26 protein-coding genes are annotated in these 25,906 nt (G+C 32.7%); 19 read left to right on the forward strand and 7 right to left on the reverse strand.

All coding sequences use genetic code 11. The annotated features are described in order from the left end of the window. Nucleotides 1-8 precede the first annotated feature (8 nt). From M2373_RS22020 to M2373_RS22045, 6 genes are all read left to right on the forward strand, one after another. The gene (locus M2373_RS22020) at nt 9-2,264 is read left to right on the forward strand and encodes a hypothetical protein (protein WP_259113566.1); all 2,256 of its coding nucleotides are present in this window, start codon (nt 9-11) and stop codon (nt 2,262-2,264) included. Continuing rightward, nucleotides 2,225-3,634 (forward strand): hypothetical protein, encoded by a 1,410-nt coding sequence (locus tag M2373_RS22025; protein ID WP_259113567.1) that lies wholly within the window; start codon nt 2,225-2,227, stop codon nt 3,632-3,634. Before M2373_RS22020 ends, M2373_RS22025 begins: the two co-directional genes overlap by 40 nt. 8 nt (nt 3,635-3,642) lie before the next feature. Then, nucleotides 3,643-7,185, forward strand: coding sequence for a DUF6443 domain-containing protein (locus tag M2373_RS22030; RefSeq protein ID WP_259113568.1), 3,543 nt, complete (start codon nt 3,643-3,645; stop codon nt 7,183-7,185). Then, entirely contained in the window at nt 7,163-7,558 is a 396-nt protein-coding gene (locus tag M2373_RS22035) for a hypothetical protein (protein WP_259113569.1), read from the forward strand. Before M2373_RS22030 ends, M2373_RS22035 begins: the two co-directional genes overlap by 23 nt. 211 nt (nt 7,559-7,769) lie before the next feature. Next, entirely contained in the window at nt 7,770-9,026 is a 1,257-nt protein-coding gene (locus tag M2373_RS22620) for an RHS repeat-associated core domain-containing protein (protein WP_409013224.1), read from the forward strand. Between the two features lie 4 nt (nt 9,027-9,030). Next, entirely contained in the window at nt 9,031-9,393 is a 363-nt protein-coding gene (locus M2373_RS22045) for a hypothetical protein (protein ID WP_259113571.1), read from the forward strand. 122 nt (nt 9,394-9,515) lie between these two features. On the opposite strand, the gene M2373_RS22625 is transcribed toward M2373_RS22045, so the two are convergent. Then, nucleotides 9,516-9,848, reverse strand: coding sequence for a transposase family protein (locus M2373_RS22625; protein WP_409013225.1), 333 nt, complete (start codon nt 9,846-9,848; stop codon nt 9,516-9,518). 51 nt (nt 9,849-9,899) lie between these two features. After that, the gene (locus M2373_RS22055) at nt 9,900-10,037 is read right to left on the reverse strand and encodes a transposase (protein ID WP_409013226.1); all 138 of its coding nucleotides are present in this window, start codon (nt 10,035-10,037) and stop codon (nt 9,900-9,902) included. A gap of 213 nt (nt 10,038-10,250) precedes the next feature. On the opposite strand from M2373_RS22055, the gene M2373_RS22060 reads away from it, so the two are divergent. Then, on the forward strand, nt 10,251-10,844 hold the full coding sequence (locus tag M2373_RS22060; RefSeq protein WP_259113578.1) for a hypothetical protein: 594 nt from the start codon (nt 10,251-10,253) through the stop codon (nt 10,842-10,844). 109 nt (nt 10,845-10,953) lie between these two features. Further along, nucleotides 10,954-11,271: a hypothetical protein gene (locus M2373_RS22065; RefSeq protein ID WP_259113580.1), complete on the forward strand. Its 318-nt coding sequence runs from the start codon at nt 10,954-10,956 to the stop codon at nt 11,269-11,271. 267 nt (nt 11,272-11,538) lie between these two features. On the opposite strand, the gene M2373_RS22070 is transcribed toward M2373_RS22065, so the two are convergent. After that, on the reverse strand, nt 11,539-11,808 hold the full coding sequence (locus tag M2373_RS22070; RefSeq protein ID WP_259113591.1) for a DUF6520 family protein: 270 nt from the start codon (nt 11,806-11,808) through the stop codon (nt 11,539-11,541). A gap of 150 nt (nt 11,809-11,958) precedes the next feature. Between M2373_RS22070 and M2373_RS22075 the strand changes: the two genes are divergently transcribed. Genes M2373_RS22075 through M2373_RS22085 form a run of 3 tightly spaced genes read left to right on the forward strand, consistent with a single transcriptional unit; the run spans nt 11,959 to nt 14,073 of the window. Further along, nucleotides 11,959-12,267: a hypothetical protein gene (locus M2373_RS22075; protein WP_259113593.1), complete on the forward strand. Its 309-nt coding sequence runs from the start codon at nt 11,959-11,961 to the stop codon at nt 12,265-12,267. Continuing rightward, on the forward strand, nt 12,255-13,634 hold the full coding sequence (locus M2373_RS22080) for a hypothetical protein (protein ID WP_259113594.1): 1,380 nt from the start codon (nt 12,255-12,257) through the stop codon (nt 13,632-13,634). Before M2373_RS22075 ends, M2373_RS22080 begins: the two co-directional genes overlap by 13 nt. A 10-nt stretch (nt 13,635-13,644) precedes the next feature. Beyond that, complete coding sequence (locus M2373_RS22085; protein WP_259113596.1) at nt 13,645-14,073, forward strand: hypothetical protein; 429 nt, start codon at nt 13,645-13,647, stop codon at nt 14,071-14,073. A 631-nt stretch (nt 14,074-14,704) separates the two neighbouring features. On the opposite strand, the gene M2373_RS22090 is transcribed toward M2373_RS22085, so the two are convergent. The 3 genes from M2373_RS22090 to M2373_RS22095 are packed head-to-tail and all read right to left on the reverse strand — an operon-like array spanning nt 14,705 to nt 15,567. Beyond that, nucleotides 14,705-15,043 carry a hypothetical protein gene (locus M2373_RS22090; protein WP_259113597.1) on the reverse strand — a complete coding sequence of 113 codons (339 nt, stop codon included), beginning with the start codon at nt 15,041-15,043 and terminating at the stop codon, nt 14,705-14,707. Next, nucleotides 14,982-15,290 carry a competence protein CoiA family protein gene (locus M2373_RS22630; RefSeq protein WP_409013227.1) on the reverse strand — a complete coding sequence of 103 codons (309 nt, stop codon included), beginning with the start codon at nt 15,288-15,290 and terminating at the stop codon, nt 14,982-14,984. Before M2373_RS22630 ends, M2373_RS22090 begins: the two co-directional genes overlap by 62 nt. A gap of 7 nt (nt 15,291-15,297) precedes the next feature. Further along, nucleotides 15,298-15,567, reverse strand: coding sequence for a competence protein CoiA family protein (locus tag M2373_RS22095; protein WP_259113599.1), 270 nt, complete (start codon nt 15,565-15,567; stop codon nt 15,298-15,300). A gap of 589 nt (nt 15,568-16,156) precedes the next feature. Here M2373_RS22095 and M2373_RS22100 point away from each other — a divergent pair. From M2373_RS22100 to M2373_RS22135, 8 genes are all read left to right on the forward strand, one after another. Beyond that, the gene (locus M2373_RS22100) at nt 16,157-17,836 is read left to right on the forward strand and encodes a tyrosinase family protein (protein WP_259113601.1); all 1,680 of its coding nucleotides are present in this window, start codon (nt 16,157-16,159) and stop codon (nt 17,834-17,836) included. A 9-nt stretch (nt 17,837-17,845) separates the two neighbouring features. Continuing rightward, nucleotides 17,846-18,619, forward strand: a complete 774-nt coding sequence (locus M2373_RS22105) for a DUF2182 domain-containing protein (protein ID WP_259113602.1) — start codon at nt 17,846-17,848, stop codon at nt 18,617-18,619. 449 nt (nt 18,620-19,068) lie between these two features. Continuing rightward, nucleotides 19,069-19,629, forward strand: coding sequence for a recombinase family protein (locus M2373_RS22110; protein WP_259113606.1), 561 nt, complete (start codon nt 19,069-19,071; stop codon nt 19,627-19,629). 58 nt (nt 19,630-19,687) lie between these two features. Continuing rightward, entirely contained in the window at nt 19,688-20,668 is a 981-nt protein-coding gene (locus M2373_RS22115) for an AAA family ATPase (RefSeq protein ID WP_259113607.1), read from the forward strand. An 8-nt stretch (nt 20,669-20,676) separates the two neighbouring features. Then, a complete protein-coding gene (locus M2373_RS22120) occupies nt 20,677-23,139 on the forward strand; it encodes a S8 family peptidase (RefSeq protein WP_259113609.1) in 2,463 nt (820 codons plus the stop codon). 90 nt (nt 23,140-23,229) lie between these two features. After that, nucleotides 23,230-24,021, forward strand: a complete 792-nt coding sequence (locus tag M2373_RS22125; protein ID WP_259113611.1) for a GLPGLI family protein — start codon at nt 23,230-23,232, stop codon at nt 24,019-24,021. Between the two features lie 135 nt (nt 24,022-24,156). Then, complete coding sequence (locus M2373_RS22130) at nt 24,157-24,546, forward strand: hypothetical protein (RefSeq protein WP_259113612.1); 390 nt, start codon at nt 24,157-24,159, stop codon at nt 24,544-24,546. Between the two features lie 208 nt (nt 24,547-24,754). Then, nucleotides 24,755-25,426, forward strand: coding sequence for a hypothetical protein (locus M2373_RS22135; protein ID WP_259113614.1), 672 nt, complete (start codon nt 24,755-24,757; stop codon nt 25,424-25,426). 189 nt (nt 25,427-25,615) lie between these two features. Here M2373_RS22135 and M2373_RS22140 read toward each other — a convergent pair. Then, nucleotides 25,616-25,906, reverse strand: a 291-nt coding sequence (locus M2373_RS22140) for a ferritin-like domain-containing protein (RefSeq protein WP_259113615.1), incomplete at its 5' end; no start/stop codon positions are given.

The raw sequence follows: 25,906 nt of genomic DNA on the forward strand, positions 1-25,906 counted from the left end.
TTAATAACATGAAGAAGATTTTTATAACAAGTCTATGCGTCTTGTTATCCTGTTTGGGCTATTCACAAATACATAAAGGGCCTAAGAATGTATTTCCTTATGCACCGGAGACAAGTAGTTTATTAAAATATCAGGAAACCCCTGTTTCAAATTATACAGGAATCCCCAACATTTCAATACCTATTTATACTGTAAAATCGGGAGATGTTGAAGTACCTATTACGTTAACCTATCATGCAGGTGGCGTTTTGGTTTCTGATATTGCGAGTTCAGTGGGTTTAGGCTGGTCTATCAGTACGGTAGCTCCCATTACCAGAAAAATAAACGGATATACAGATGAAAATGGGGTAATGCATCACGATGCGGATAATGTAGAGGGTTTTTTGAGCAGTGGAATTGATAACCAGCAATCACGATTGGTTATGGCAAATAATGGTTTAAACAATGCTTCCATAGCAGATTTAATGTCTGATGAGTTTAGCTTATCACTTGATAATTTTTCCGGAAGCTTCTTTTATAATCCCAAGAACAAGAAGGTGGTAACTTTTCCAATGTCGGATTTGAAAATTGATTATTACACAAAAGTAATTGATCAAACTTATCTGAGCAGGATAGATACAATTAATGTCACGAATACAGCAGGATTAAAATATACTTTCGGTGGAGATGGTAAAGAAATTCTCAGTGGTGATGGATCAATGGGAGGAAGTAATATTTATGGTGTCAATGCGTGGAAGATAAAAAAAATTAAAGGTATAGATGATAATGAAATTAACTTTTATTATTCTCCCAATATTATGTCTCGTAGAGAGTTAGCGCCTCAGACTAGAGAAATACAATATTTTGTACGTCATTTTACAACAGGATGTAACTATCCAGATTCTACTCCTACACCACCTACTGTAGGTCCTGAATTTGATGTAACTTATTCAATACAAGAAGCTTTACTTGATAAAATTGAGACAACCGACGCGACGATTAACTTTGTTTATTCGAATAGATTAGATTTTAACAATCTCAAAAAACTTGATAAGATTATCATTAAAAATAAATCGGGCGCAATTATTTCGGAGAAAAAATTCAACTACGGATATTTTGTTAATACAACGGAGCCTACCGGAGCGATTGACCCATCTGAAGATCCAACTAAAAGACTAAAACTTCTTTCTTATCAGGAGTGTAGTACAGATAATAAATGCGAGACTACTTCATTTGAGTATTATGAAGAAAACATAATGAAGCAAAGACTTTCATATTCTACAGATCATTGGGGATATTATAATGGAACGAGTTTTAACTCAGGTTTTCCAAATGTTCCAGTACTGTACTTGAATACCTTTTTAAATCAGGAGGTGTGGGGATTTACTGATGATGTAAATGGCAATGGTAGCTTATTCAGAATAGCAAATAAAGATGTAAGCCCGTTATTTGTAAATACAAATTCGCTAAAATCCATTACTTATCCGGAAGGAGGAAAAAATGAATTTATTTATGAACCTAATACCGCAAGTTCATTACTCTATGAGCCTAAAAAAGAACATTATTTTTTAGCAAAGAAAAAAACACTGCAAAAGAATGATTTTTTTTTCGTAAGTGCTACTGCAGAAGGTCCTAACCTTAAACATTCTCTTACACCGACAGAAGATGGGGGGTATTATAAAACTTTTGTTAAAGAAGTGGATTTATCAAGTTATGATAAAGCTCTTAGTCTTCAAATGACTCTTAAATCAACTTTTAGAGCTTCGACATTTTCCAACTCTTTGGATAATAACTATCTTAATGCTGAGTATAGTATCTACTATTATGAAAATGGGGTAAAGAAATATTTGGCGAATAGCGGATCATTATCAGGTCCTAATGAATTTACCATAAAGTATCGCCAACTTAATAATGCTGCTATTCCCCTGCAGAAAATATATTTAGAAATTAAGCATATCTACTGGGGTGGACTTAACTGGGATAGTAATTTATCTAATTATATTTTTTCTTATTCACAAATCGCGATGAGTTGGGAAGAGCCGGATCCTACGTATATAGAGCCACTCATATATGCAGGTGGGATAAGGGTTAAAGAGATTAAAAGATATGATAATGACGGACAGTATAAATACTCTTCGAAATACTCATATACAAAAAACGGAAACAGTCAACTATCAAGTGGAGTATTGTTTGATATTCCGATGTATACAAGAAATGTAAGAAGAGGTTATGAAAGAAGTCATACTTGTGGACAGGGGGTAGATATTGGCAGAACGAAGAGATAGAAGATAAGACTGAATTGTCGACACGACCAGTTGTAGCCGGAATGCGTACGCAAGGGCGAACTATTGGGTATACAAATGTGGAGGTTGTAAAGACAGATGCAAATAATAATCCGAAAGGCAGAGAAGTATTCCAGTATTATGTTGAGCCTCCTTTACAGACTGGGGACAATCACCTTGCCACAACAGAAGGGACATCAGCCAGATATGAGTTTATGGAAGCGCGTGATTGGAGAAATGGGCAGTTATTGAATTATACCGCATTTAACAGCACAAATGATACAATAAAGGCAACTAAGAGGGATTTTTATCTTTCAGGAGCACCCAATGCAAGTGTTAACTATCATCAGGATAGAAATATTAAGATGCTTTTGTATAGTTTAGTTTCAAAAGTCGATTACGTATCTAATGCCATCAATTTAAGAAATACAAGTAGTGGTCCCTTGATGATGGGAGATGATTTCGAGGTTGACGGTATTTTTCCTTCTGTTATAGGGACAAATACTAATTTGAGCCCGGGCCCTTTTCCTGTATTTGTAAGGCATAATGATGCATTTTTATTAAAGAAGGAGACTCAGGTTGATTATTTTTCTGGAGGCAGGAGAAAATCACATGTTACAGAGTATTTTTATGATGATGCATTGTATCCTACCAAGCTTACTTCTCAGAAAGAGTCATTTTTAGGTGAGAATGTAGAGTTGAATACTTCCTTTAAATATGCTTATGATAAAGGGAATCAATTGATGATTGACAGGAATATGATTGATATTCCATTGGAGACGATAACGACTCAGACTATTGGCAACGTTACCAAGATCTTGGAAAAGACAGAGAGTATCTATCCTCATTCACTTCCAACTCCTGAATCAGGTAACTTGGTTTTGCCTTTATCAGTAAAAAGCTATACCCTTTCTGATGTAAATGTTCCTGTTTCGGAAGTTAAATTTGACAGATATGATTCCAAAGGTAACCTGCTTCAGTATACCTTGAAGACGGGAGTTCCAGTGTCTATTATCTGGGGTTATGCTTCCACGAAGCCTATTGCAAAAGTAGAGGGAGCTACGTATGATCAGCTAATGAGTTTAGGATTAGTTTCGGGACTTCAGTCTGCATCCGATCAGGATAGCTTGAATCCTTCTATGGAAGTTGCTTTTATCAATGTACTGGATTCTTTTAGAAATAACTCCAGTATATCTTTATCAAAAATTACGACCTATACTTATGATCCGTTGATAGGTGTAACGAGTATTACCCCTCCTTCAGGTATTCGTGAAGTATATATTTATGATGGTTCTAACCGCCTTAAAGAGATTCGGGAAAATGATAAAACGGGAAATATCATAAAAGAATTTAATTACAATTATAAGCCTTAAAAGTTATCATGAAAAAAATAATAGTACCTATCCATATGGTTTTCTTGACGGGCTTTGCCTATGGACAAAGTAATACTGAAAACTATATCCAGAGCAGGACTTATCTTGACTCTACAAAAATATCAGACCCAGACAAAAAGCAACTGCATAGCGTTCAGTACTTTGATGGTTTTGGGAGGAGCAAACAAGTAATTAATGTTAAAGCTACTCCCGGAGGAGGGGATGTTGTTATACCTTTTGTTTATGATTCTTTCGGGAGACAGACGCGAGAGTATCTTCCGGTTCCTCAAAGTTCCAGTACAGGCGGATTGATCTATGGTCAGGCTTCGGGTTTGGTTCCTTTACCCGTAGCGGATGTTTTAAATGTTTATAATGGAGATAAAGCTTATTCAGAAAAACAATTGGAAGTGTCTCCCCTTGACAGGATCTTGCAACATACACAGGTTGGTGATGCATGGTCAACAAAACCTGTTGTTTATCATTATGATACCAGTTCTTCAGCAGATCATGTCCGTCGTTTTACAACAGTTACAGACTGGACAGATAATGCAAGTATTTCTGTTATCCGTTGGGATTCTGCAGATTTTGGACTCAATCAGTTATATAAAACAACTATAACAGATGAGGATGGTAACCCGAGTATTGAATTTAAAAACGGGCGAGGACAGACAGTATTAATACGGAAAGTTTTAGGAGTTTCCAATTACGCAGATACCTATTATGTTTATAATGAATTTAATCAGCTGGCTTTAGTTATTCCGCCTAAAGCAGTTGTTGAATTTTTTGCGGGTAATCCTGTTAATAATGCTGTTCTTTCGGATGAGATTTTGAATAATTTATGTTATCAGTATCATTATGATGGCAGAAATAGGTTAGTTGAGAAGAAACTACCCGGTAAAGGCTGGGAATTTATGGTGTACGATAAACAGGATCGTTTGGTTTTAACGCAGGATGCTGTTTTACGGACTACGGCTAATAATTTTGGATCTCGAGGGTGGTTATTTACGAAATATGATCAGTTTGGAAGAGTTGTATATACTGGTTTTTTTCAAAATACAGGGACGAGATCTGCGATGCAGACAGCCATAAATAATATGTCATCTAATGCTTCAAATAATGAAATCAGATCAAGGATCCCAATAACATCTAACTCTATGGATGTGTACTATACCAAGGATGCTTTTCCTACCGGAAGCATGAGTATTCTTATGGTCAATTATTATGATACGTATCCTTCATCTGTTCCGATTTCAATTCCTACCACAACATTAGGACAAAGTGTTTTACCAGAGCCTTACCAGACACTTTCTCGCAAAAACACGAACGGACTTTTGCTTTCAACGTACGTTAAAAACATTGAGGACAATCAGTGGACTAAGAGTTACAATTGGTATGATATGAAGGGAAGGGTAGTGGGAACCTATTCATTGAATCATTTGGGAGGTTATACGACTACAGAAACAGGATATGATTTTTCAGGAGCTGTAAAGACAAGTATAATACACCATAAGCGATTGCCAACAGATACTGAAAGACTGATCACTGAGAATTTCAGCTATGATAGTCAGAACCGTCTTTTAACCCATACTCATCAGGTAGATAGTAATCCGGTAGAGATTTTAGCTCAGAATGAGTATAATGCTCTATCTCAGTTAAAGACTAAAAAAGTGGGAGGAGCTACTGTTTCTAGTCCACTTCAGACTGTTGATTATCAGTATAATATCAGAGGTTGGATGACTAAAATCAATGATCCGTCGAATTTAGGTAATGATTTGTTTGGTTATAAGATCAACTATAATCAAGTTGAAGGCTTGGAGAACCCCAATACTGATTTTATGGATCTAAAGGTTAAACCCAAATACAACGGAAATATAGCCGAAGTATCCTGGAGAACCCTGACTGAGGAAAACGAGCCATTAAAAAGATATGGCTATGTGTATGACCATTTAAACAGGTTATCTGCGGGATTTTATCAAAGAGAGGGAGCAGAAGCTGCAAGGGAATATTTTGAAATGCTGGAATATGATTTAAATGGAAATATTACAAAATTACAACGATCTGAAAATTTAATATCAGGCAATACGGCATTAGTTATTGATAAACTGAAGTATGATTATACAGGAAACAGGCTGACCAAGGTAACGGAAGAACAGATTGGAAACAGCAGTGGTTATCCCTATTTGACTACACCCAACACAATAGGCTATGATGATAACGGGAACATGATCAGTCATCCGGATAAGGGAATTAACTCAATAGCCTATAACTTTTTGAATCTACCGAATAATATAAGCGTACGGCCAGGTACTAAAGGTGCAAATACGACCCGTTCTATTTACAGGGCAGATGGTGTTAAGCTGTCAAAGGTATTTAATACCAATGCGGGAAACTCGATCACGACAACGGATTATCTGGATGGCTTTCAGTATAAATTTGACAGTGGGGGATTAGGAAGTATGAATCCTCAGGGTCTACAGTTTGTACCTACTTCAGAAGGGTATTATGATTTTACAAATAATTCTTATATTTACAACTATACGGATCATTTAGGAAATGTTCGATTAAGCTATACGGATACGAGTAAGGATGGGATTATTCAGCCCAGGCAGTATAAGATCCAACAGTGTGACGGACCCAATAATCCGCCTTTCGAGATTCCTAATTGTATAGATTATTATAAGCCAGGTGAGATTGTGGAAGTAAATAATTATTATCCTTTTGGTATGTTACATAATTATACCCTGACTACGCAGAATGCTTATCAGTATAAGTACAACGGTAAGGAATTGCAGGAGACAGGCTTCTACTCATTTAAGTGGAGAAATTATATGCCTGATTTAGGGAGGTTCTTTAATATAGATCCTTTAAGTGAAAAATATACATATCAATCACATTATAATTTCTCAGAAAATAAAGTCGTTTCGCATATAGAGTTAGAAGGATTAGAAGCAATTGATGCCAATAAAATTCGAAAAGTTTTCGATAACGGAAAACAAGGTAAAACATATAGAATTACAATTCATGTTGATCAACCAGGTAAGGGTGGAGATAGGGATACTTATGAAATAAATAAGGGTACTGATCCCGGACATTCATTTATTACTTTAAGTAGGGAAAATACGGATGGAACTACAGATGTTAAAACATTTGGTTTTTATCCTTACCCACCTTCAGTTAATCCTCTAGCCTCTGAAGCTGATGGTAAAGTAAAAGATAATTATGGCCATGAAAAAGAAGTTGTGCAGTCATGGCTTATTAATGAAAATAAATTTAATAATGTTTTAGATTTCGTTGAATCCAAGAAAAATACAAAATATGACTTAAATACTAATAACTGTACAGATTTTGTTATAAATGCAGCAGGTTCGGCAGGAATTAATTTACCTAAAACAAAAGGGACTTGGCCAAATGGAGGTGGCTCTAATCCTGGAGATTTAGGTCAGGATATGCGAGATCAAAATGCAAGAATGCGTAAAGGATTACCTCCTAATCCAGCTCCGACAACACCTAATAATAAAAAAGAAGATAATGATAAGAAAATTAGTTTATAGTTTAAGTATTATTTTAATTTGCTTTAGCTGTTCTAAAACCGAACAGAAGTATGATAATCCTATTTTTGCTCATTTCTTTAAAGAGCTTAATAATAAAAGTATTGACGAATTTAATAAATCTTATTATCCTGATAAATCTAAAGAGGTATTAGATGTTTATATTCCCATATTAAAAGATTTAAAGAATTCTAATTTTACAATTACATCTTATCATAAGTATAGTGGTAAGAAATTAAATTTTGACGGTGATACTAAAAATATCTATATTGTAGAAATTGATAAAGAAATACTTACAACCTTTAAAATAGAGGATAATAAAATACAATATTTAATTCCTATTTGCAAAGGAAATGAGATTATAGGATGGATTTAATCTTTTTTATGTTATATGAAAACAGAACTAAAGCGCAGCAATATTTTTAATACCAAGATCTCGCGAATTTATAATCCGTGAACAGATAAAATAACCCACCGCAATTACGGTGGGTTTTGTATTACTATAAAAATACAATATTTTTGATGAATATGAGGAAAGGGGAATTGAGTAGTTTTTGCTAAATATCTATAGGGCAGATGGAGCTAAGTTGTCAAAGGTATTTAATACCAATGCGGGGACCATTACGACAACGGATTATCTGGATGGCTTTCAGTATAAATTTGATGGCGGTGCATTAGGGAGTATAAATCCTCAGAGTCTACAGTTTGTACTTACTTCAGAAGGGTATTATGATTTTACAAATAATTCCTATATTTACAACTATACGGATCATTTAGGAAATGTTCGACTAAGCTATACGGATACCAGTAAGGATGGTATTATTCAGCCCAGGCAGTATAAGATCCAACAGTGTGACGGACCCAATAATCCGCCTTTCGAGATTCCTAATTGTATAGATTATTACAAGCCAGGTGAGATTGTGGAAGTAAATAATTATTATCCTTTTGGAATGTTACATAATTATACCCTGACTAGGCAGAACGCTTATCAGTATAAGTACAAAGGTAAGGAATTGCAGGAGACGGGAATGTATGATTATGGTGCGAGGATGTATATGCCGGAAACTGGTAGATGGGGCGTTGTGGATCCGCTCGCTGAAACTTCGAGACGTTGGTCGACCTACACATATGCTTATAACAGCCCTATAAGATTTATTGATCCGGATGGAATGGAGAATGAAGATATTCATCTTCTGGGGAATTTAGCAGATAAAGGACTTGAGCAATTAAATGCAAATAGTAGTCTTGCTATGACAAAAGATTCGAATGGCAAATTAGACACAGCAAATCTAAGTAAAAGTGAATATAATAAATTGTCAGAAACTGATAAAGTCTTATATGATGGTATAAAGAATACTAGTATTAATTCAAAAATTTATGCTGAAAATAACAATGTAACACCAAGTGGAGGTTTAATACCTGGAGGATCTTTTGGAGGCGCAAATTATGATTCATCAACGGGAATTAGTACAGGAACTCAATATACAAATCCTGATGTATTAGCAAATGCAGAAAGTTTTACTGGAACTCAAAAAGGAACAGGAATAACGCATGAAGTTGTCGAAAATGTACTTATTACCCAAGAATCTTTAAATACTAAAACAGACGTTCCTATAAAAACAGCATTAAATCCTAGCCCAATATTTGATAAATATCATGATCAAACAAGAAGCGCGATGAAGTATGATAATTTAATGATATCGGCTAGAACAAGATTTGAGACTGTTGGAGCAACAACAAAAAAATACTATGAAGGTTTTGCCGGAAAAAAAGATGCTAACGGAAAAATTCAGACACATCCTTTATATAAAGTTTATTCAGATGATAAAAAGTTAAAAAAATAATCTTATGAAAAATATATTTTTTTTCTTTCTTTTCTTTCTTTACAGTTGTCAGACAAACAATGTAATTATTAGTTCAAAACCGGTTAATATAAAAAGAAAAATTATTTCTTTTGAAGAAAATAAAGAAGTTAGCATATTAATAGCAGATAATAATGATATTATAGAAGTATTTAAAGAAAATATTTCTACTAACTGTAAAAAAATTAAATTAGGGAAAAGTTATTCTTTAAAAATTATTCCTGTTAGTGATTTAATACAACATGGTATTGAATCTCCCAATGAATACATTTTAAATGACTCAACCATAATTAAATATAATCATTATTATACTTTAGAAAAAAATCAAAATATTTGTATCATAAAATAGCTCTATATTTGCCTCGTGTTGTAGATAAGAACAAAACCACCACAATCGCGGTGGTTTTGTTCTTTTAGTACTTCGATATTTTTACGAATCCTCTTTTATAAAGCTCAGAATCAAAATATTTTTCATGCTTTATATCCTCCGTTACGAGTATTCTTCCCTATTATTTCTTTCTGCTCCAGAATATTTCTGAGTTTTTTACTGTCGAAACCAGAATCTGCATTGAGAAACAATTCTTTACAATCTATATCAGTATCATGAAGAAGACCTATAATATCGTCCAAAGTTTGTTCAGTATTATACAAATCATGATGCTCTCCGCCTATTGGTTTTCCCATTGATAGCATTTGTCCCTGATTTTCACAAAGAAAAATACAATTAGTAGTATTGGATGATTTTCTTCCCTGATAACCTATCGATTCTCCTCCTGTTTTACTTCGGGTATGGCTTCCATCCAACTGGACACCGGAGAGATCTAATTTTCTTTTATTATTTTAGAGAAGAGAAATCTAAATTCGTCTGAAAGAACCATCTTTACTCCATTTACTGAAATAATAATAGACGAGTTGCCAGCTTATTGTTTCTTTTGAAAAGTATTCTTTAAAGCTCAATTCTCGCCATTGGCAGCCCGTTTTTAATCGTTTCATAATGAGTTTAAATATTTTTCCTAAATCAAATCTCGTAGAAAAGCATCGTTGGCCTTTGCTTAAATGAGGCAAAATTCATTTTTCCAGTTTATCTTTGCTTATGAGTTCCAGACTATAGTTCTTTTTTTGCAATTCTAAATTGCTAATTTCTGGAAACTCTTTCTCTAAAAAGTTTAAATAGATTCATTACAATAATGCGAAAAAACAAAAAAAATGAGAACGTTTTTTATATGTATCATATTCCTTGTAGCTCGTTCATATAATGCGCAAAGCAAACAAAACTTAACGGACCTTAATACTTTTTTTAAAGTTTCTATCAAAGATATTAGAAATTGCCAAAAGGAAAGTAAAGGATTACGAAAGGAAAAGACTGATCCATTTACTGTTAAAAGTATATATGATCAATGTATTGCACGCTACGAGCATCTCAATTTTTATAAGGACAATACTTTAAAAATAATGGAAAGAGTTCCTAATAATAAGGATTTTTTAATTATTAATTATATATATGACAATGTAATGACACCTCATAGTACAAAGACAATAATAAATTTTGATAATCACTACTATGGTTTAAAACACTATTATATTTATGAAAATGAAAAGTTTATTGAAAAAAACGAAGAATTTGAAATTAGTAATTCTGATTTAACAAATATTGAGAATATTACTGAGTATCTAAGAACAGGTAAATCAATTTATATAAGTAATAAAAAAACTAATTTAGTGGGTAATAATACACATTGGTATGTTGTAGAAAAAATTGGCGACAAATTGCAAACATTGCAATTATTTACAGCTCAATGAGGTTTGTTATATTGATTATTGGTAAGTATTAAAACTTATAGAAAATGAAAAAAATAATCACAAGACTATTAAGTTTTTATGGATCATCATTTTTTGTAATTCTAAAAATTTGCAAGATGATGAAATAAATTTAATAGCAAAAGTTGAGAAAATTGATTCTACAGAAAATAGTTTTGTTATATATATAAAAAGTAAAACGGGAAAAGGTATATTCTCTGTTCCTAAAGCTTGTGACTTTAAAAATAATAGCTATAGTTATAAATTAAAAAAAGGAAGGATTTATTCCAGAACAGAACATCAACCTAAAGAAAATATTGAAAAAGAACTGGTTGATGGCAAATTAATTTGGACCAGTGAAATGACTAGAGTTTTTTATGAAGATTGTTTAAATATTTGCGGATTGTATATTGATAATATTAAACTTTAGTATAAGTTACTGAATTAAATGAAGTTTTCAATTTAGGTTTTAAATTATACAAATCAGGCTGCTGTAAAGCAGCCTGATTTGATTAGTATTATAAGTGTCATATTTATAGAATTATATATTGATCATGCAGATGTGAACTTCATCATTTTTGTAAAACGATAAAATGTTGATAAATGCATCTTATTAATACGATCTCTATATAAAAATTATAACATAGAGGAAAAAAGATTACAAAAAGAGGCTAATCTTTTAGACTAGCCTCCATTTTTAAGGTTGAATCTCATACAATTCTCCAACGCATACAGAACCGCTTATGTTTTGCAGATTATGTGTTGAAGTGCCGTCAAAATAAGTACAGAGTGTACCTGTATTGATCGTTTCACAGCTTTTTTCTACCGGAACACATGGATCTTCATTCATGTTACCGATTCTGTACCCTTGCGTAACTGCCTTAGCAGAACTGCTTACTGTTTTCGATGCTAATGCACCACCTGTGCTCATAATGATTAGGACTGCAGGAATAAGAAACTTTTTCATAGTAATTGAAAGTTTTTGTGATTGCCTACTCTTTGTTCAGGTTTTCAGCTTCCCCTGCTGTAAAATATTTACATCTGATGTTCTGTATTGATACCTTACCAACTTTTTACCAATAATACTCATCAAATTGATAGCAATTCGGTTGAATATTTGACTCAAAATACTTACAATGAGTTTTCACAAATTACCAATAAGAAAGTTGGGGGAACTATTGCTTCAACTCCTGTTCAGGATATTGCATACAATTATAATATTTGTGGATGGATGACCAAGATGAATGATCCTGCAAACCTTAATGGAAAACTTTTTGGATATGAAATAAAATATACTAATCCTGTTTATACATCATTAACATCAGGTAACTATAATGGAAATATTTCTGAAGTTGATTGGAAAACATCAAAAGATGATATATTAAAAAGGTATTTAACGTCGGAGTGCAGCTTATGGATGATTTGATATATATTTATTCGGGAAATAGGCTTAATACAGTAACCGATAATTCCTCAAATTACTTTGGATATCCGGAAGCTTCAGGAAATTTAATCTATTATGATGATAATGGAAATATGATTGATCATATTGACAAAGGAATTTTAGAAATCAAATATAATTATCTGAATCTTCCAAATTATATTAAATTTGATCAGTATGTAATGCGTGAATATCCTTTTGGGTTTGGATTGGAAACAAAATACAAAAATACTGTTTATCAATATCGTGCAGACGGGGTAAAGCTAATAAAAGTTCACAATTATTTTACCGGACGTACACAACTGGACGCTGCTACAACAACTGAATATTTAGATGGGTTTCAATATAATAGTGAAAGTGGTTTAAATGGACACGCAGCATTGACTTTACAGTTTGTACCTACTTCGGAAGGGTATTTTGATTTTTTACAAAATAAGTATATTTACCAGTATAAAGATCAGGTAGGAAATATAAGATTGGCTTATTACAAAGATAGTAATGGAAATCCTAAGATCGATAGGACAACGGATTATTATCCTTTTGGATTAGAATTTGGAACAAGTTTAATAGTTGCAGGATCCTTAACTCCAACTTACTTTTATTCACAACAAGAACAGGAAAAGCAGTTAGATACAGGATGGAGTTCCTTTAAATGGAGAAATTATGATCCTACCATGGCAAGATTTTTTAATATAGATCCGCTAAGTGAGAAATATAATTATCAGTCTCATTATAACTTTTCAGAAAATAGAGTTATTGATGGTAGAGAGTTAGAAGGATTAGAATGGAAATCAACAAGAGATGATGCTAATAAAACCATAAATTTACATCTGATTTATAAATTAGTAAATAATACTATTAATGCATTAACTAATGATAGATTAAAGACTTTGGCATCTGAAAGGGAAAATGCAATAAGCACTATTGTGGGAGGGGCGACAGCTGAAGGATATACTCTTAGTTTTAGTTTTACTGAGAGTAAAAAAGCTACAATTGCTTGGGATTATAATATGGGATACGATATTTCAAATGTTGAAGATTTGAAAAATGCTCCTCAGTCAGATATTGAGTTTGCATTATATACATCCCTTGGAATGACCGATGTAATTGGAAATACTCAAAAAAATAAAACGCAAATAAGTGTTGCAAAGCAAGAAAGTTTTATATGGGACAAAGGTTCAGGTCAAATTGATTTTGATAAGACTGATCGATCAAATGTTGCTCAAACAGGTGTTCACGAAACACTGCATGAATTAGGATTAAAGCATGATGATCCAGAAACATTAAAGAGTCCCAAAAATATTATACAAAGACATCCTATTGGTACTGTGGTTACCCCAAATCAACGATAAATAAAAAATTATGAAATCACTAAATAATATTTGCTATATAGTTTACTTTTTATTGTTAACGAATTGTTCGAATACTAAATATCTCTATGAAGATGTAAATATGCCAATTAAAGGGATAACAAAAACATTATATGATAATTATGATCTTTATAAGGATGAAAAATCTTTAATTGTATTTGAATCAGATTTTAATAACGAGATAAAAGTTATCAATAATAATAATGTTATATTTGATCGAACTATTAAAACCAAACCAGCATTAGGATTTGCGGCTCCATGTATTATAGATAATTCTAGAGACGTTTTAATTTTTTTTGATAATAAGAGAAAAATTTTAGTAAAATCAGAAAAAATTAACAAATACAAGTTTATATACATTAACAAGAACAAAAATAAATATAGTATTGTATTTACAAATATGGCACATGCGTATAGATAATTAAACTAGATATTACATATATACAAGAGTATACTTCAAACTGCTATTTTTTTAGAATAAAAAGTTTCTAATATTGGTATATAAAGATAAGGGTGTTAATTGACACTCTTTTGCTTTAAGAATATTGAATAATAATTTTAATGGCAGATGTATTCTGCAGCTATCTATCAATAAAGGATTTTAGTAGATTATTTTTACTGAAATAAAAAGGTAAATCATTTAAATACAATGTCAATCAATATGGTTGCAAATATTGTAAACTAAGTCTAATATTATAAGAAGTTAAAATAAGAAAAAAGGTACAAAAATACTAAAAGAGTCAAATGTTGCTGGATATGAAAGTTTAATATGTAGGTATATAGGAGAATATAAATCAAAAAGAATTGCAACAGATTCTTAAAGAACCCAAAAAATAGCAAACAATGAGAGTAAATATAATAATTGTATGTTCTTTTTGGTTGTTTTTTTTAAGTTGTAAAGACAAGCAGGATATAATTGATAATTCCTTTTCAAAAAAATATAAAATCAATGAACAAAGTTTTGTAATTAGTTCCAATATTAAAGAAAACGAGAGTTATATGATTGGAGAATTCAAATATTTTTCCAATAATTTTTCTATTAAAAATCAAATCTATATTAGGGATACCCAATTGTTTTTATGGTCTTTTATGAAATATATATTGTTGGCATTTCCCAGTTTTCCACTCAAACTTCTTTTGCCTATAACTGTTAGAGTTCCAATACTAGCTTTAATTTTTTCTGCTGGGATTTTTTTCCATATTTCCATACTTCTATAAATGCACATATCCCATATTTTTTGTCTCCAGAAAATGTTTATTTCATTTTTAACTATGGGAATTGGAAAGTTTGAAATAGGTTCAGCTTCAATATTATCAAAATATTTTTCATCAACAAGATTTAATCTTTTGACCTTTTTGTATATTTTTAATCTGGGCGTCAAGTAATTCATATTTAACGGATAGTGAATGTACATATCTTTCAATTGCCCACTGACGGTTTGCTTTGGTGTCAGCACTTTTACCAAACCACCAAAATGTATCAATTCCGAGCTCTCTATAATCATTTGTTCTTTTTTCTAAATGTTCGGTAGTAATTCCAGCAAGCTGTAATTCGTGGGCTACAACCCATCCGCTTGGAAAAACCATTGCTATATCGATAATTCTATTTATTTCAGGAACAACAAACTCAAACTTGATGTCTGCATCAGCGTATTATGACCAATATTCTTTTTAGATGTTGAGTAATAATCTCTTTACCTAAATTGTGTTGTGGACTTTCAGGGTGTCTTTCAAAATTTGAATTATAGCTACTAATATGAAAAAAGTGTTTAGCCCTCAACATTCCATGTTTAAGTGATATCTTTCCATTGCAAAGTTTACAGCGTAATTGATTTTTGTCAATATTTAATCTGGGATTATCAAACTTCGTAATATCAATTTCTTCACCTGTATCAATATATTTTGCTGTTAACATGATTTAACCTGTAGGTTGCTTTATAAACGAATTTTTTTCAATTTAAAAAGTATTAAACACTTAAATTTTTTTTATTACGTAAGGAACTTAAATTTCATTGCTTTTCTTGTTAAAAATATATGATTTGCGAAAGACCTTAAATCATATTTTGTATTTAAATATTTTGAAAAAATGAAAATGCTACTTGATGTATTTGCAAATTTATTTCTTTTAATAGTACTTTTTTAAATTATATTTTTGATATTACTTGAGAGATATTGATTGACGCTAGTTTAGCAATTTCATCTAAATCTTCTACAAAAGTGTTCGGGAAATGCACCGCTGCGGTCACAAAAGCCCCTAAAAATAGGGGCTTTTTTTTATATACTTCTGATTTCCTTTAAAATATTTTTAGTTTGCAGACTAGGTTATTGATAGCTTAAAAATCACAATTATTTGAAATATTATTTAATCGATACTGTTTAATTTATTATATTTGATAGAATTTAATTTTTGGCTTATTATTTTGAGAATATTTTAAATTATAATCGAAAAAAGCCTTGGGTTAATACTCATAAAAACTAAAAACCATATTAAAAACAAATTAAAAATGAAAAACTTTTTAAGGAAAAACGCATGGGATGCCGATAATGGCGGTCAATTTGTGGATCAAGAAGGGAATTATACCGATCTTTACTGGTATGCAAAAGGAGTACAGGTGATGAAATCTAAACCGATCAGTGATCCTACCAGCTGGTGGTTTTACGCCGCTATTCATGGACAGTATCTGGTTAGTACAGCCGAATCCGGTACTATTCCGACAGAATTTCCCAACTGGGAAAAGATTCAATCTATTCCCCCGGATGCACAATTAAATTCCCCTCCTTCAAAAAAACTGATTGATCTGTTTTGGGATCAATGCCAGCATGGGACATGGTTTTTCCCTCCTTGGCACAGAGGATATTTAGCGGCATTAGAAAATATTCTCAGAAATATTATTTCTCAGGAGTGTAATGGACCTGATACCTGGGCTTTACCTTATTGGAATTATCTGAATCAATCGCAAGTATTTGCTGAAAATAAAATTCCGCCGGCTTTTACGCTTTCTGATTTGCCGGATGGTTCGCCGAATCCATTGTATGTGCCCGAAAGATATGGTCCCAATGGAGACAAAAATATCATGGTCATTGTAGCCCCGAATACAACTGAAGATCCCAGTGCTAATGATGAATGCCAATGGGATACGATTTTCAGTGAACCCACATTGGAATCTACAGGAACAGGAAATTTAAATGGCTATTTTTACGGGGGTGAAGAAACAGGTTTTATGCATAGTAATGGCGGCTTTGGAGATCTGGAGTCTAATCCTCACAATTTCGTGCACGTTATGGTGGGAGGTTTTAATGGTCAGCCATGGACAGGTGATGGCTCAGATGCAATTGAAGGTTTGATGGCCGATCCCGGGATTGCAGGATTAGATCCTATATTTTATTTACATCATGCAAACGTAGATCGTATGTGGGCAGCCTGGAATGTAACCGGTAAAAATGCTAATTCGCAAAATCCTAACTGGCTTGCAGGGCCTTCATCGCAGGGTAATTCACAGTTTGCAATGCCGTTGGATGATTCCGGAACTCCCTGGTATTATACTCCTGAAGATGTACAGGATACAGAAAATCTAAAATATTATAATGGTGAGATGTATTCTTACTCTTATGATGATCTTTCACTGGTTTCTTACGATACCACACCACCGGCTTCTTTACGGGAAAACTTAACGGAAAGATTGTCAAAACTGGGAGTTACCGGTACCATAGAAAAGAATTTAAAAATACCAACTCATATGAATAGTGAATTGATTGGGGCCAGCAAAAATTCAATCAGTCTGAATAGCGGCTCTACACAGGAAACTGTAAAGCTTGATTCTGCTGCCTGGAAATCTGTTTCAAAAAGCTTTTCGAAAGCCTCGGCAAATGAGCTTCCTGATGAAATTTATCTTCAGTTAGACAATGTCAGAGGAACAAATAATGCTAATTTCCTTTCACTTTATGTAAATGATATATTCGTAAGATCGGTTGCTCTTTTTGGTATTAGAATGGCTTCTCAAAAAGATAGTGCCCACGGAGAAGGTCTGACTTTTAAGTTCAATATTACTCATGTTATTGACAGCTTGCATCTTAAAGGGGATTTCGATATTAATTCTCTGGATGTTCAGATTAAAACCAGAAATCCTATACCTGAAGAGAGTGGAATTACGGTAGGACGTATCAGCATTTATCGTATCAGCTAAAGGAGCAATATGAAGTCTTTATGGAACAATAACATTACAATTTATATTGTAATCCTTGGGATAAGTATTGTTGTATGGGTATTACTGCTCTTTAATCCAGGACATATCATGACGGTGGAACATTGCCATGCTTCGGCTTCCGGCGCATCCTACAGTTCACTGAAAATGCTGCTTCAGATGAACCCTTTTTCCGCCCAGTTATTAGGTTGGGGATTAATGGTCATTGCTATGATGCTTCCTAAGCTTATCTATCCTATCCAGTTGATCTTTGCACAGAGTCTGAAGCGCAATCGTTTTATGAATGCCTTTTTATTTGTGTTGGGGTATCTGGCTATATGGATGTTTGTAGGAGTATTTATGATTGGAATCATTATGGTATCGAATCTTTTTATGCCTATGTCCTATATTCCCGCCTTGGGAGTGTTGATTATTGCTGTAATTTGGCAGTTTTCTCCTTACAAACAGAAGTTTTTGAATTTAGGGCATGATCATTATATACTTTCGGCATTTGGATGGGATGCTGCCCGGGATGCATTACGCTATGGGCTGCAGCACGGAATTTGGTGTGTTGGATCAGGATGGGCTTTAATGTTGTTTCCGATGTTATTACCTTCAGGGCATAATGTAGCCATGATTATGGTGACTTTCATTATGTTGAGCGAGCATCTGGAAAATCCGCAGTATCCGGAATGGAAAATCAATCCTAGGCTTAAGGCTGTACGATACATTATTGCTCAGGCTAAAATTAAGCTAATGATTTTAGAAAGAAGCAAGAGCAGATAGAATATCCAGGAGAATTTTTGGAATGTTTAATAAATATGACCCTCCTTTAAGCTATTTTAAGGGAGGGTATTTTATATTCCGAAGGCGTTTTCTTTTAAATCCAGAATTACGGAAAAATAAGGCTTTTCTTTTTATGGTGTAGTAAATGAGACTGTGAAATTTCTGGGCAATTATTAAATTTGTACTTGGTGAGATTAGAAATGTCAATTTCTTATCAAAGCATAGATCTGAGTAAGGTTATAATGTTGGAAAAATAGTTGTGTTTTGGAAATAATAGAAAGATGTTGGATTACGTTTGAGATAGATTCTTTTTATTAAATAAACGGTCGGTTTTATGTAATTGCTAACATATTTCTTTATCAAAGCTTTTTTGTTTTCTTTTCAGTACATTTTCGTTGTACACAAAATCTAATTACAGTATATTTGCTGGAAATGAGTAAAGTGTACTTATGTTAATTGGATATGCAAGAGTAAGCAAGTTTGAACAAAATCTCGATTTACAAACTGATGCTTTAGAGAATCTCGAAATTGAGAAAATATTTATCGACAAAGTAAGTGGTGTAAAATCGGAAAAACCACAACTCAATGAATTATTAAAGTTTATACGAAAAGGAGATACTTTAACTGTTTGGAGGTTAGATAGAGTTGGAAGAACTACAGTTGGATTAATTCAGTTCGTAACAGAATTGAATCAAAAAGGAATACATTTTAAATCTATTTCAGAAAACATCGATACAAGCTCTGCCAGTGGAAAATTAATCTTTCAAATATTTTGTGTTTTAGCAGAACATGAGAGAAATGTCCTTATAGAAAGAACTAATGCAGGATTAAAGTCTGCAAGAGCCAGAGGAAAAAACGGAGGTAGACCAAAAGGAATGACTGAAAAATATAAAAAGATTGCACCATTAGTAAAGTCCTCTTATGAAAGTAAGGAACTTCCTATTGAAGAAATTATGAAAGCTTTCAAAATTGGAAGCAAAACAACATTTTATAAAATAGTTAAATCTTAAATTAATAGCTATTTGAGCTTATTCAAATATTTATTGTTATTTTGTATATTAAAGACTTATGGCTGCAGCAGAACAAATAAAGAGTTTAATTAAATCATACGGGGTTGGTGACGATGGCAGATTTTATGCTACCGCCATGCAAATTGCCGCCGCTGAAGCTAAAAAAGGGCATGTCATTTTAGCAGATGAAATAAAAAAGCTTATTGATAACGCAAAGTCAAGCAAATCAAAATTCACAGGCATCATAAAGCCACTTCATGATAGTGTTGGTCAAAAGGAATTAAACGAATTATTAGAACTTATTCAGCCAGAGTTTAAGCTTAGTAGTATGATTTTATCTTCTAAAATCAACAAGTCACTTAGACGGATACTAGATGAACAATCTAAAATTGAACTTTTAAAACATCATAATCTTGAGCCTAGAAAAAAACTATTATTTGCCGGTCCTCCTGGATGTGGAAAGACGATGTCTGCTAGCGCTCTTGCAAGCGAACTAGCTATTCCCTTATTTGTTATCAGGCTCGATGGTCTTATTAGCAAATATATGGGAGAATCGATTGCAAAGCTTAGGCTAATTTTTAATGCAATGCATCAATTTCGAGCTGTCTACCTTTTTGATGAATTTGATAGTGTAGGAACTACCCGAACAAGTCTTAATGAAGTCGGAGAAATCAAGAGAGTTTTAAATAGTTTTCTATTGCAGTTGGAGAAGGACAACTCCAACAGTGTAATCATTGCTGCTACTAATATTCCTGAATTTTTAGATACAGCTCTCTTTAGACGCTTTGATGATATAATCATTTACACATTACCGGAATTACCGGAAATTAAAAAGCTATATTTGAAAAGATTGGATGAACTTAATTTAAGTAATAGTTTTAATTTAGAAAAAATTGCTAAAGAGTCAATAGGCCTCAGTTATTCTGAGATTTCGAGAGTTTGTGAAGATCTTGCAAAAGATATTTTGGTGTATGGGATAAATGAAATTTCTGAGAATGACTTTATTGATTCGATAAAGCATAGAAAGAAACCATTTTAACCTAAAATATGCCTCAATTTTTACGTGATCACATTTTTCTCAAAGAACGTACAGCTCCACTGCCTTATACCTCCGTTTCTACGGGGAGAAGTAAAGTAAAACCGCGTCTAAATCTTGACAGAGCAGTTCAAGGGCAAAAAATACAAAATGAATTTAACGAAGCTGTTGATATTTTTAAGGTACTTGCTCCTGAAGTTGAGTTCGTTTATCTTGTTTTCAAATCGGCACCAGGATTCCTTTTAGATATCGATAAATTTGAAGATGCAAGTTTGAATTACAGACTCGCTTCATACAGGAGAATACCTGGTGAAAGCTTGGAAGACGATACCTACGAAGCAACTGTCTGTATGAATCCTAGAGCCATTGGTGGCTTTTTACGGAAAGTGGAACAGTATATCGGTGAAGAAACTGCTAGAGGAAATCCTAAGCATCAGAATCTCATTGCTAATATTGAGTCAATCAAAAGTGCAACATTAAAAAGTTTTTGGCAGGAGCCCGAACTTGCATTTCCGGAATCTGGAGAGAGTACATGGTGGGAAATCTGGATATATAGAAATTCTTTAATATCAACTGATGAACAACTTGGAAAAATTTTTGAAATTTTGGCAAATGCTGAGATCCGAATCGGGAGAGGTAGGCATCTTTCTTTCCCAGAACATATTGTTTTCTTAGTTTATGGAAATGCAATCCAACTAGGTAATTCTATTTTATATACTGATTCTCTTTCGGAATTAAGAAAACCTAAAGAAACAGCAGACTTTTTTACTTATCTTGATAAGCAAGAGCAAAATGATTGGATTCAAAACCTCAATGAAAGAATAGATAATTATCAGGTGGTAGGTAATGTATCTGTTTGTTTATTAGATACAGGTGTTAATATCGCTCATCCGCTATTGGAAAATTTGATTAATGTTCGGAATTTAGATACAATTGAGCCATCTTGGTCTAAAAGTGATTCTCATAGGCAAGGTCATGGTACGCCTATGGCGGGATTGATTATGTACGGGGATTTGAGTGATGCCATGGATGGATTTAACAGGATAGAGATTTACCATGATCTCGAAAGTATAAAGATTATTGAACCAAGCCAACCGAATAATCCTGAACTATATGGTGCTATAACACAGGAGGCTATTGCTCGAGCAGAATTAATCAATCCACGAAGTAAAAGGATTGTTTGCATGGCAGTAACGAGTGATACATTAGCGCATTTAGGAAGACCTTCATCTTGGTCAGCAGCAATAGATCAAAGAATTTTTGGAGATCCAGATAATCCAAATATTACAACTCTATTTTTTGTATCCTCTGGCAACATTCCGATGGATGATCGGATAAATTTTCCAATAATTAATGATGAATATTCAATTGAGGATCCTGCGCAATCCTTTAATGCAGTTACCGTAGGTGCATATACTTTAAAGGATGCAATAGATTTTAATCAGTTTCCTGAAGCATTATTGGTTGCTCAAAGGGGAGATATGGCACCATGTAATAAAACATCTATAATGTGGCAACAAGAATGGCCAAGAAAACCTGATATTGTTATGGAGGGTGGAAATCAAGGAATTTTTAGTGAAGGAATAATTGACCCGGATTCGTTGTCTCTTTTATCGACCGCGAAAGGTGGATTAGGACGTTCATGGTTTACAACATTCGGAGATACAAGTGCTTCAACAGCTTTGGCAAGTAAATTTGCAGCACAGCTTTATGAATCTTATCCAGCATATTGGCCTGAGACTATTAGAGCATTAATTATTCATTCAGCAGATTGGACTGACTCTATGCTGGGCGGACATCAGATTTCAGAGTTATCTATTGATCGTAAGCTTGCTCTTTTATCAACTGTGGGATATGGTGTTCCGAATTTTAATAAAGCAAAATTTAGTGCTAATAATTCACTTTCATTAATTATTGAAAGATATCTGGAACCATATAAATTTGAAGATAATAGAGTTAAAACAAATGAATTTCATCTTATAGACTTACCATGGCCTGCTGATGTGCTTCAGGAACTAATGAATACTCCTGTCCAGTTAAAACTAACGTTGTCGTATTTCATCGAGCCTAATCCAGGTAATCGTCAATATGAACTTGCAGCAAGCTACCGTTCGCATGGCTTAAGATTTAAAATGATTGATACAAACGAGAGCGAAGAGGCATTTTCTGCAAGAGTAAGTAAAGCAGCTCGCGATGACAATTATATTCCCGAAGGAAATGAGCATTGGATTCTTGGCTCAAAAGCTCGTGATAAAGGATCTATCCATAAAGATATTTGGGAAGGAACAGCTATAGATCTTTCGACACGAAATAAAATTGCAATTTATCCTGTAGGAGGTTGGTGGAAAAACAGAAAGCAACTTGCTCGCTATACCAAGCAGATTCGCTATAGCTTAATTGTAACAATTGAAACATCAGATATAGATGTTGATATTTACACTCCAGTTCTTTTACAAGTTCCAATTGAAATTTAATTGTAATCTCAAAAAACGATAAATATTCACGGTAAATGAACAGGCGATTAATACCTTTGCTTATTGAGGCTTCGTAAATACAATTAAGCAATGAAATTACTATTTTTAATTTTTCTGTCATTTTTTCCTAGTACATTAACTGCCCAAAAAATTGACAGTTCAAATATTAAGATCAGCTATATTGTGAAATTCTTAAGAGACACAACCGATGTAACTTCAAAAAAGGAAGAAATAACAGGGTTATGGATTGGGGGAAATACATCAATTTTTAAAAGTGACCAAAAAGCGAAATACGATTCTCTCGCTTTAGAAACTATTAAAAATAGTATTAAAAATGCAACAGATGGCAACATGGTAATAGATTTTTCCAAACTTCCCAAACCTTCTTTTGTTCCGGAAGTATATAAAAAAGACCATACAATAGATATTTTTGATAAAATCTTAAATACCACCTACGAATTTCAAGCGCAGGAAGAAATTAAATGGATAATTATTAATGAAACTAAGACAATAGGAGCCTATAAATGCCGCAAGGCCACTGGTAGATACAGAAATAAAAATATTACGGCCTGGTATACTGAAGAAATTCCTATTTCAGAAGGGCCATATACTTTTAAAGGGCTGCCAGGACTTGTTGTAGAAGCTTATGATGACAAATATTTTTTTCATTTTATATTTGTTGGATTGAGTAATATAAAAGAGCCTATTATCAGTATTAGAAATACTGTTAAAACCGACTATATAAAATTTATCAGGAAAAGAAACGATTTTCAAAATGATCCAGTAGGTGCTTATTTTTCGGCTACCGGAAAAACCATCGCAAAAGAACAACAGGAAAGGATCTTAAAATTACATAAAAGCAGAAACAATCATTTGGACTGATTAAATTATAGTGATATTATATAAATATACAATCTAGAATAAGATTTATTACTCTTTAATAAAATAAATCTGTATTAATATTTACATTTTTATTAAAATACACAAAAAAAACAATGCAAAGTTGAAACTTTGCACATGATAAGATTTAAGGACATAAGTAGAAACGCCATTAACAAAAATAACTATCACACGCTTGAATCTATAATAGCGAAGACGGAAAATACTTTTGTTGAATTGCCACTACCGTCACTAAGGGCTGTTCTTGATGAAAGTTTTGATAAAGGATTTTTGAATATTAATAAAGAAGAACATATAATGTTTTTTGGAGGAAATACTGAAGTAAAAGTAAATGTGCATGATAAAGAATTTAATTTAGGTTATATGAGATCATATGTTTTTGATCCTTTTATATCAAACATGGAAGAAATCAAAAATAGAAAAGCAAAAGAAATTTTTATCACTAATAAATCAGGTAAGAGAAAAGTAGGATTCTATGACGTTTACGAAATTCCTGGAGATAGTTGAATAATATTTTAATTTATATAATCAATCTCAAAAAACGATAGATGCAAATTAAATCTGTAAAATATAAAGTATTGTGCAGTGAAGTATCAAAAATGATCAAAATAAATTTCGTTAATTGTATAAATAGACTAACGAAAGTTATAAATTAGCTTGACGCAATTTTGGAAGTTATTTTTAATCAAAAAACACTTTCCTCAAACAATAGACAATGAAAGAATTAATTGAATTAACGAATTCAGAAAACTTTTCATCGCAAGGTTTCACATATCTAAAACAATTAAATTTTGATGCGGAAAAGTCAAGAATTGAGTTAAGAATAACTCTTATTGATGAATCAGAAAAAGAGAGTCATTGGATTATTACCGCAGAAAATATTGTTAGTTTCAAAAATTTGGACTTTGGAAATTTAATGCCTTTTTTAAAAATAAACATTTATGATAATCATCCTTTAATTCTGATTATTCAAGGATCAGAATTTGAATGTGAGGTACATGGAATTCCAAATAATAAATTTGAATTTATTGGTAAGTTTCATCAAATGTTAGAAAATGAAGTTGGTTTTTGGAAAAACATTCAAGATTTCTTTTGGAGCACCCAAAATTTATTTGCTCAGAAAGAAATTCCGGAAAAGTGGAGAGGTATTGTAAATACTGCAGAGCGTATCGAACATTTAAATCTACCAAAAATTCTTTTTGAACCGTTTAAAAAACTATGCGAAGAAGAAAATCTGACATTAGAAATTAAAAGTGAGATTTCGAATGAAGAAAAAAATATGAAAATACTAATATTCGGCAATGAAGTTGTAAGTCCAGATAATTTTAATTTAAACCAACCATATATAATTGCAGAAAATTTTAATGCAGAAAAACTAAGCTATTAATTAGCCTGATAGGATTTTGGAAAGTGACTTTGATCGTAATTATAAAAAACCATGTAAGCGTTTAAAACTACTGAAAATAGACATTGTAAATTTACTATAAGCTTACCAAAAGTCTCAAAAAACGAAATAAATTACAATAGACTTGAAATACTCAAGTCTATTGTAATTTTATAACATGTAGAATATGTATTATTTAACAGCTTTAATATTAATTTCTGAAGTTGCCAGTTTGGTTAAAAGTGTGTCACAATTTTTTTCTTCATCTAAAGTAAGTTGAAGGATTTTCATTGCTTTTTTTTCACCTAATAGTTTACAATAAGAAATAAGAGTTCCATATGATGCAATTTCGTAATGTTCAACTTTTTGGGCAGCTGCTATAATCCCCGCATCTCTTACTGAGCCCGGCTCTGTTTCTTCGATGATACTTTCACCCTCTTTAATTAACCCTTCCATTGCATCACATTTTTCTGCTTTAGCCTT

It is taken from the genome of Chryseobacterium sp. JUb7 (assembly GCF_024806495.1).
Classification (GTDB): domain Bacteria; phylum Bacteroidota; class Bacteroidia; order Flavobacteriales; family Weeksellaceae; genus Chryseobacterium.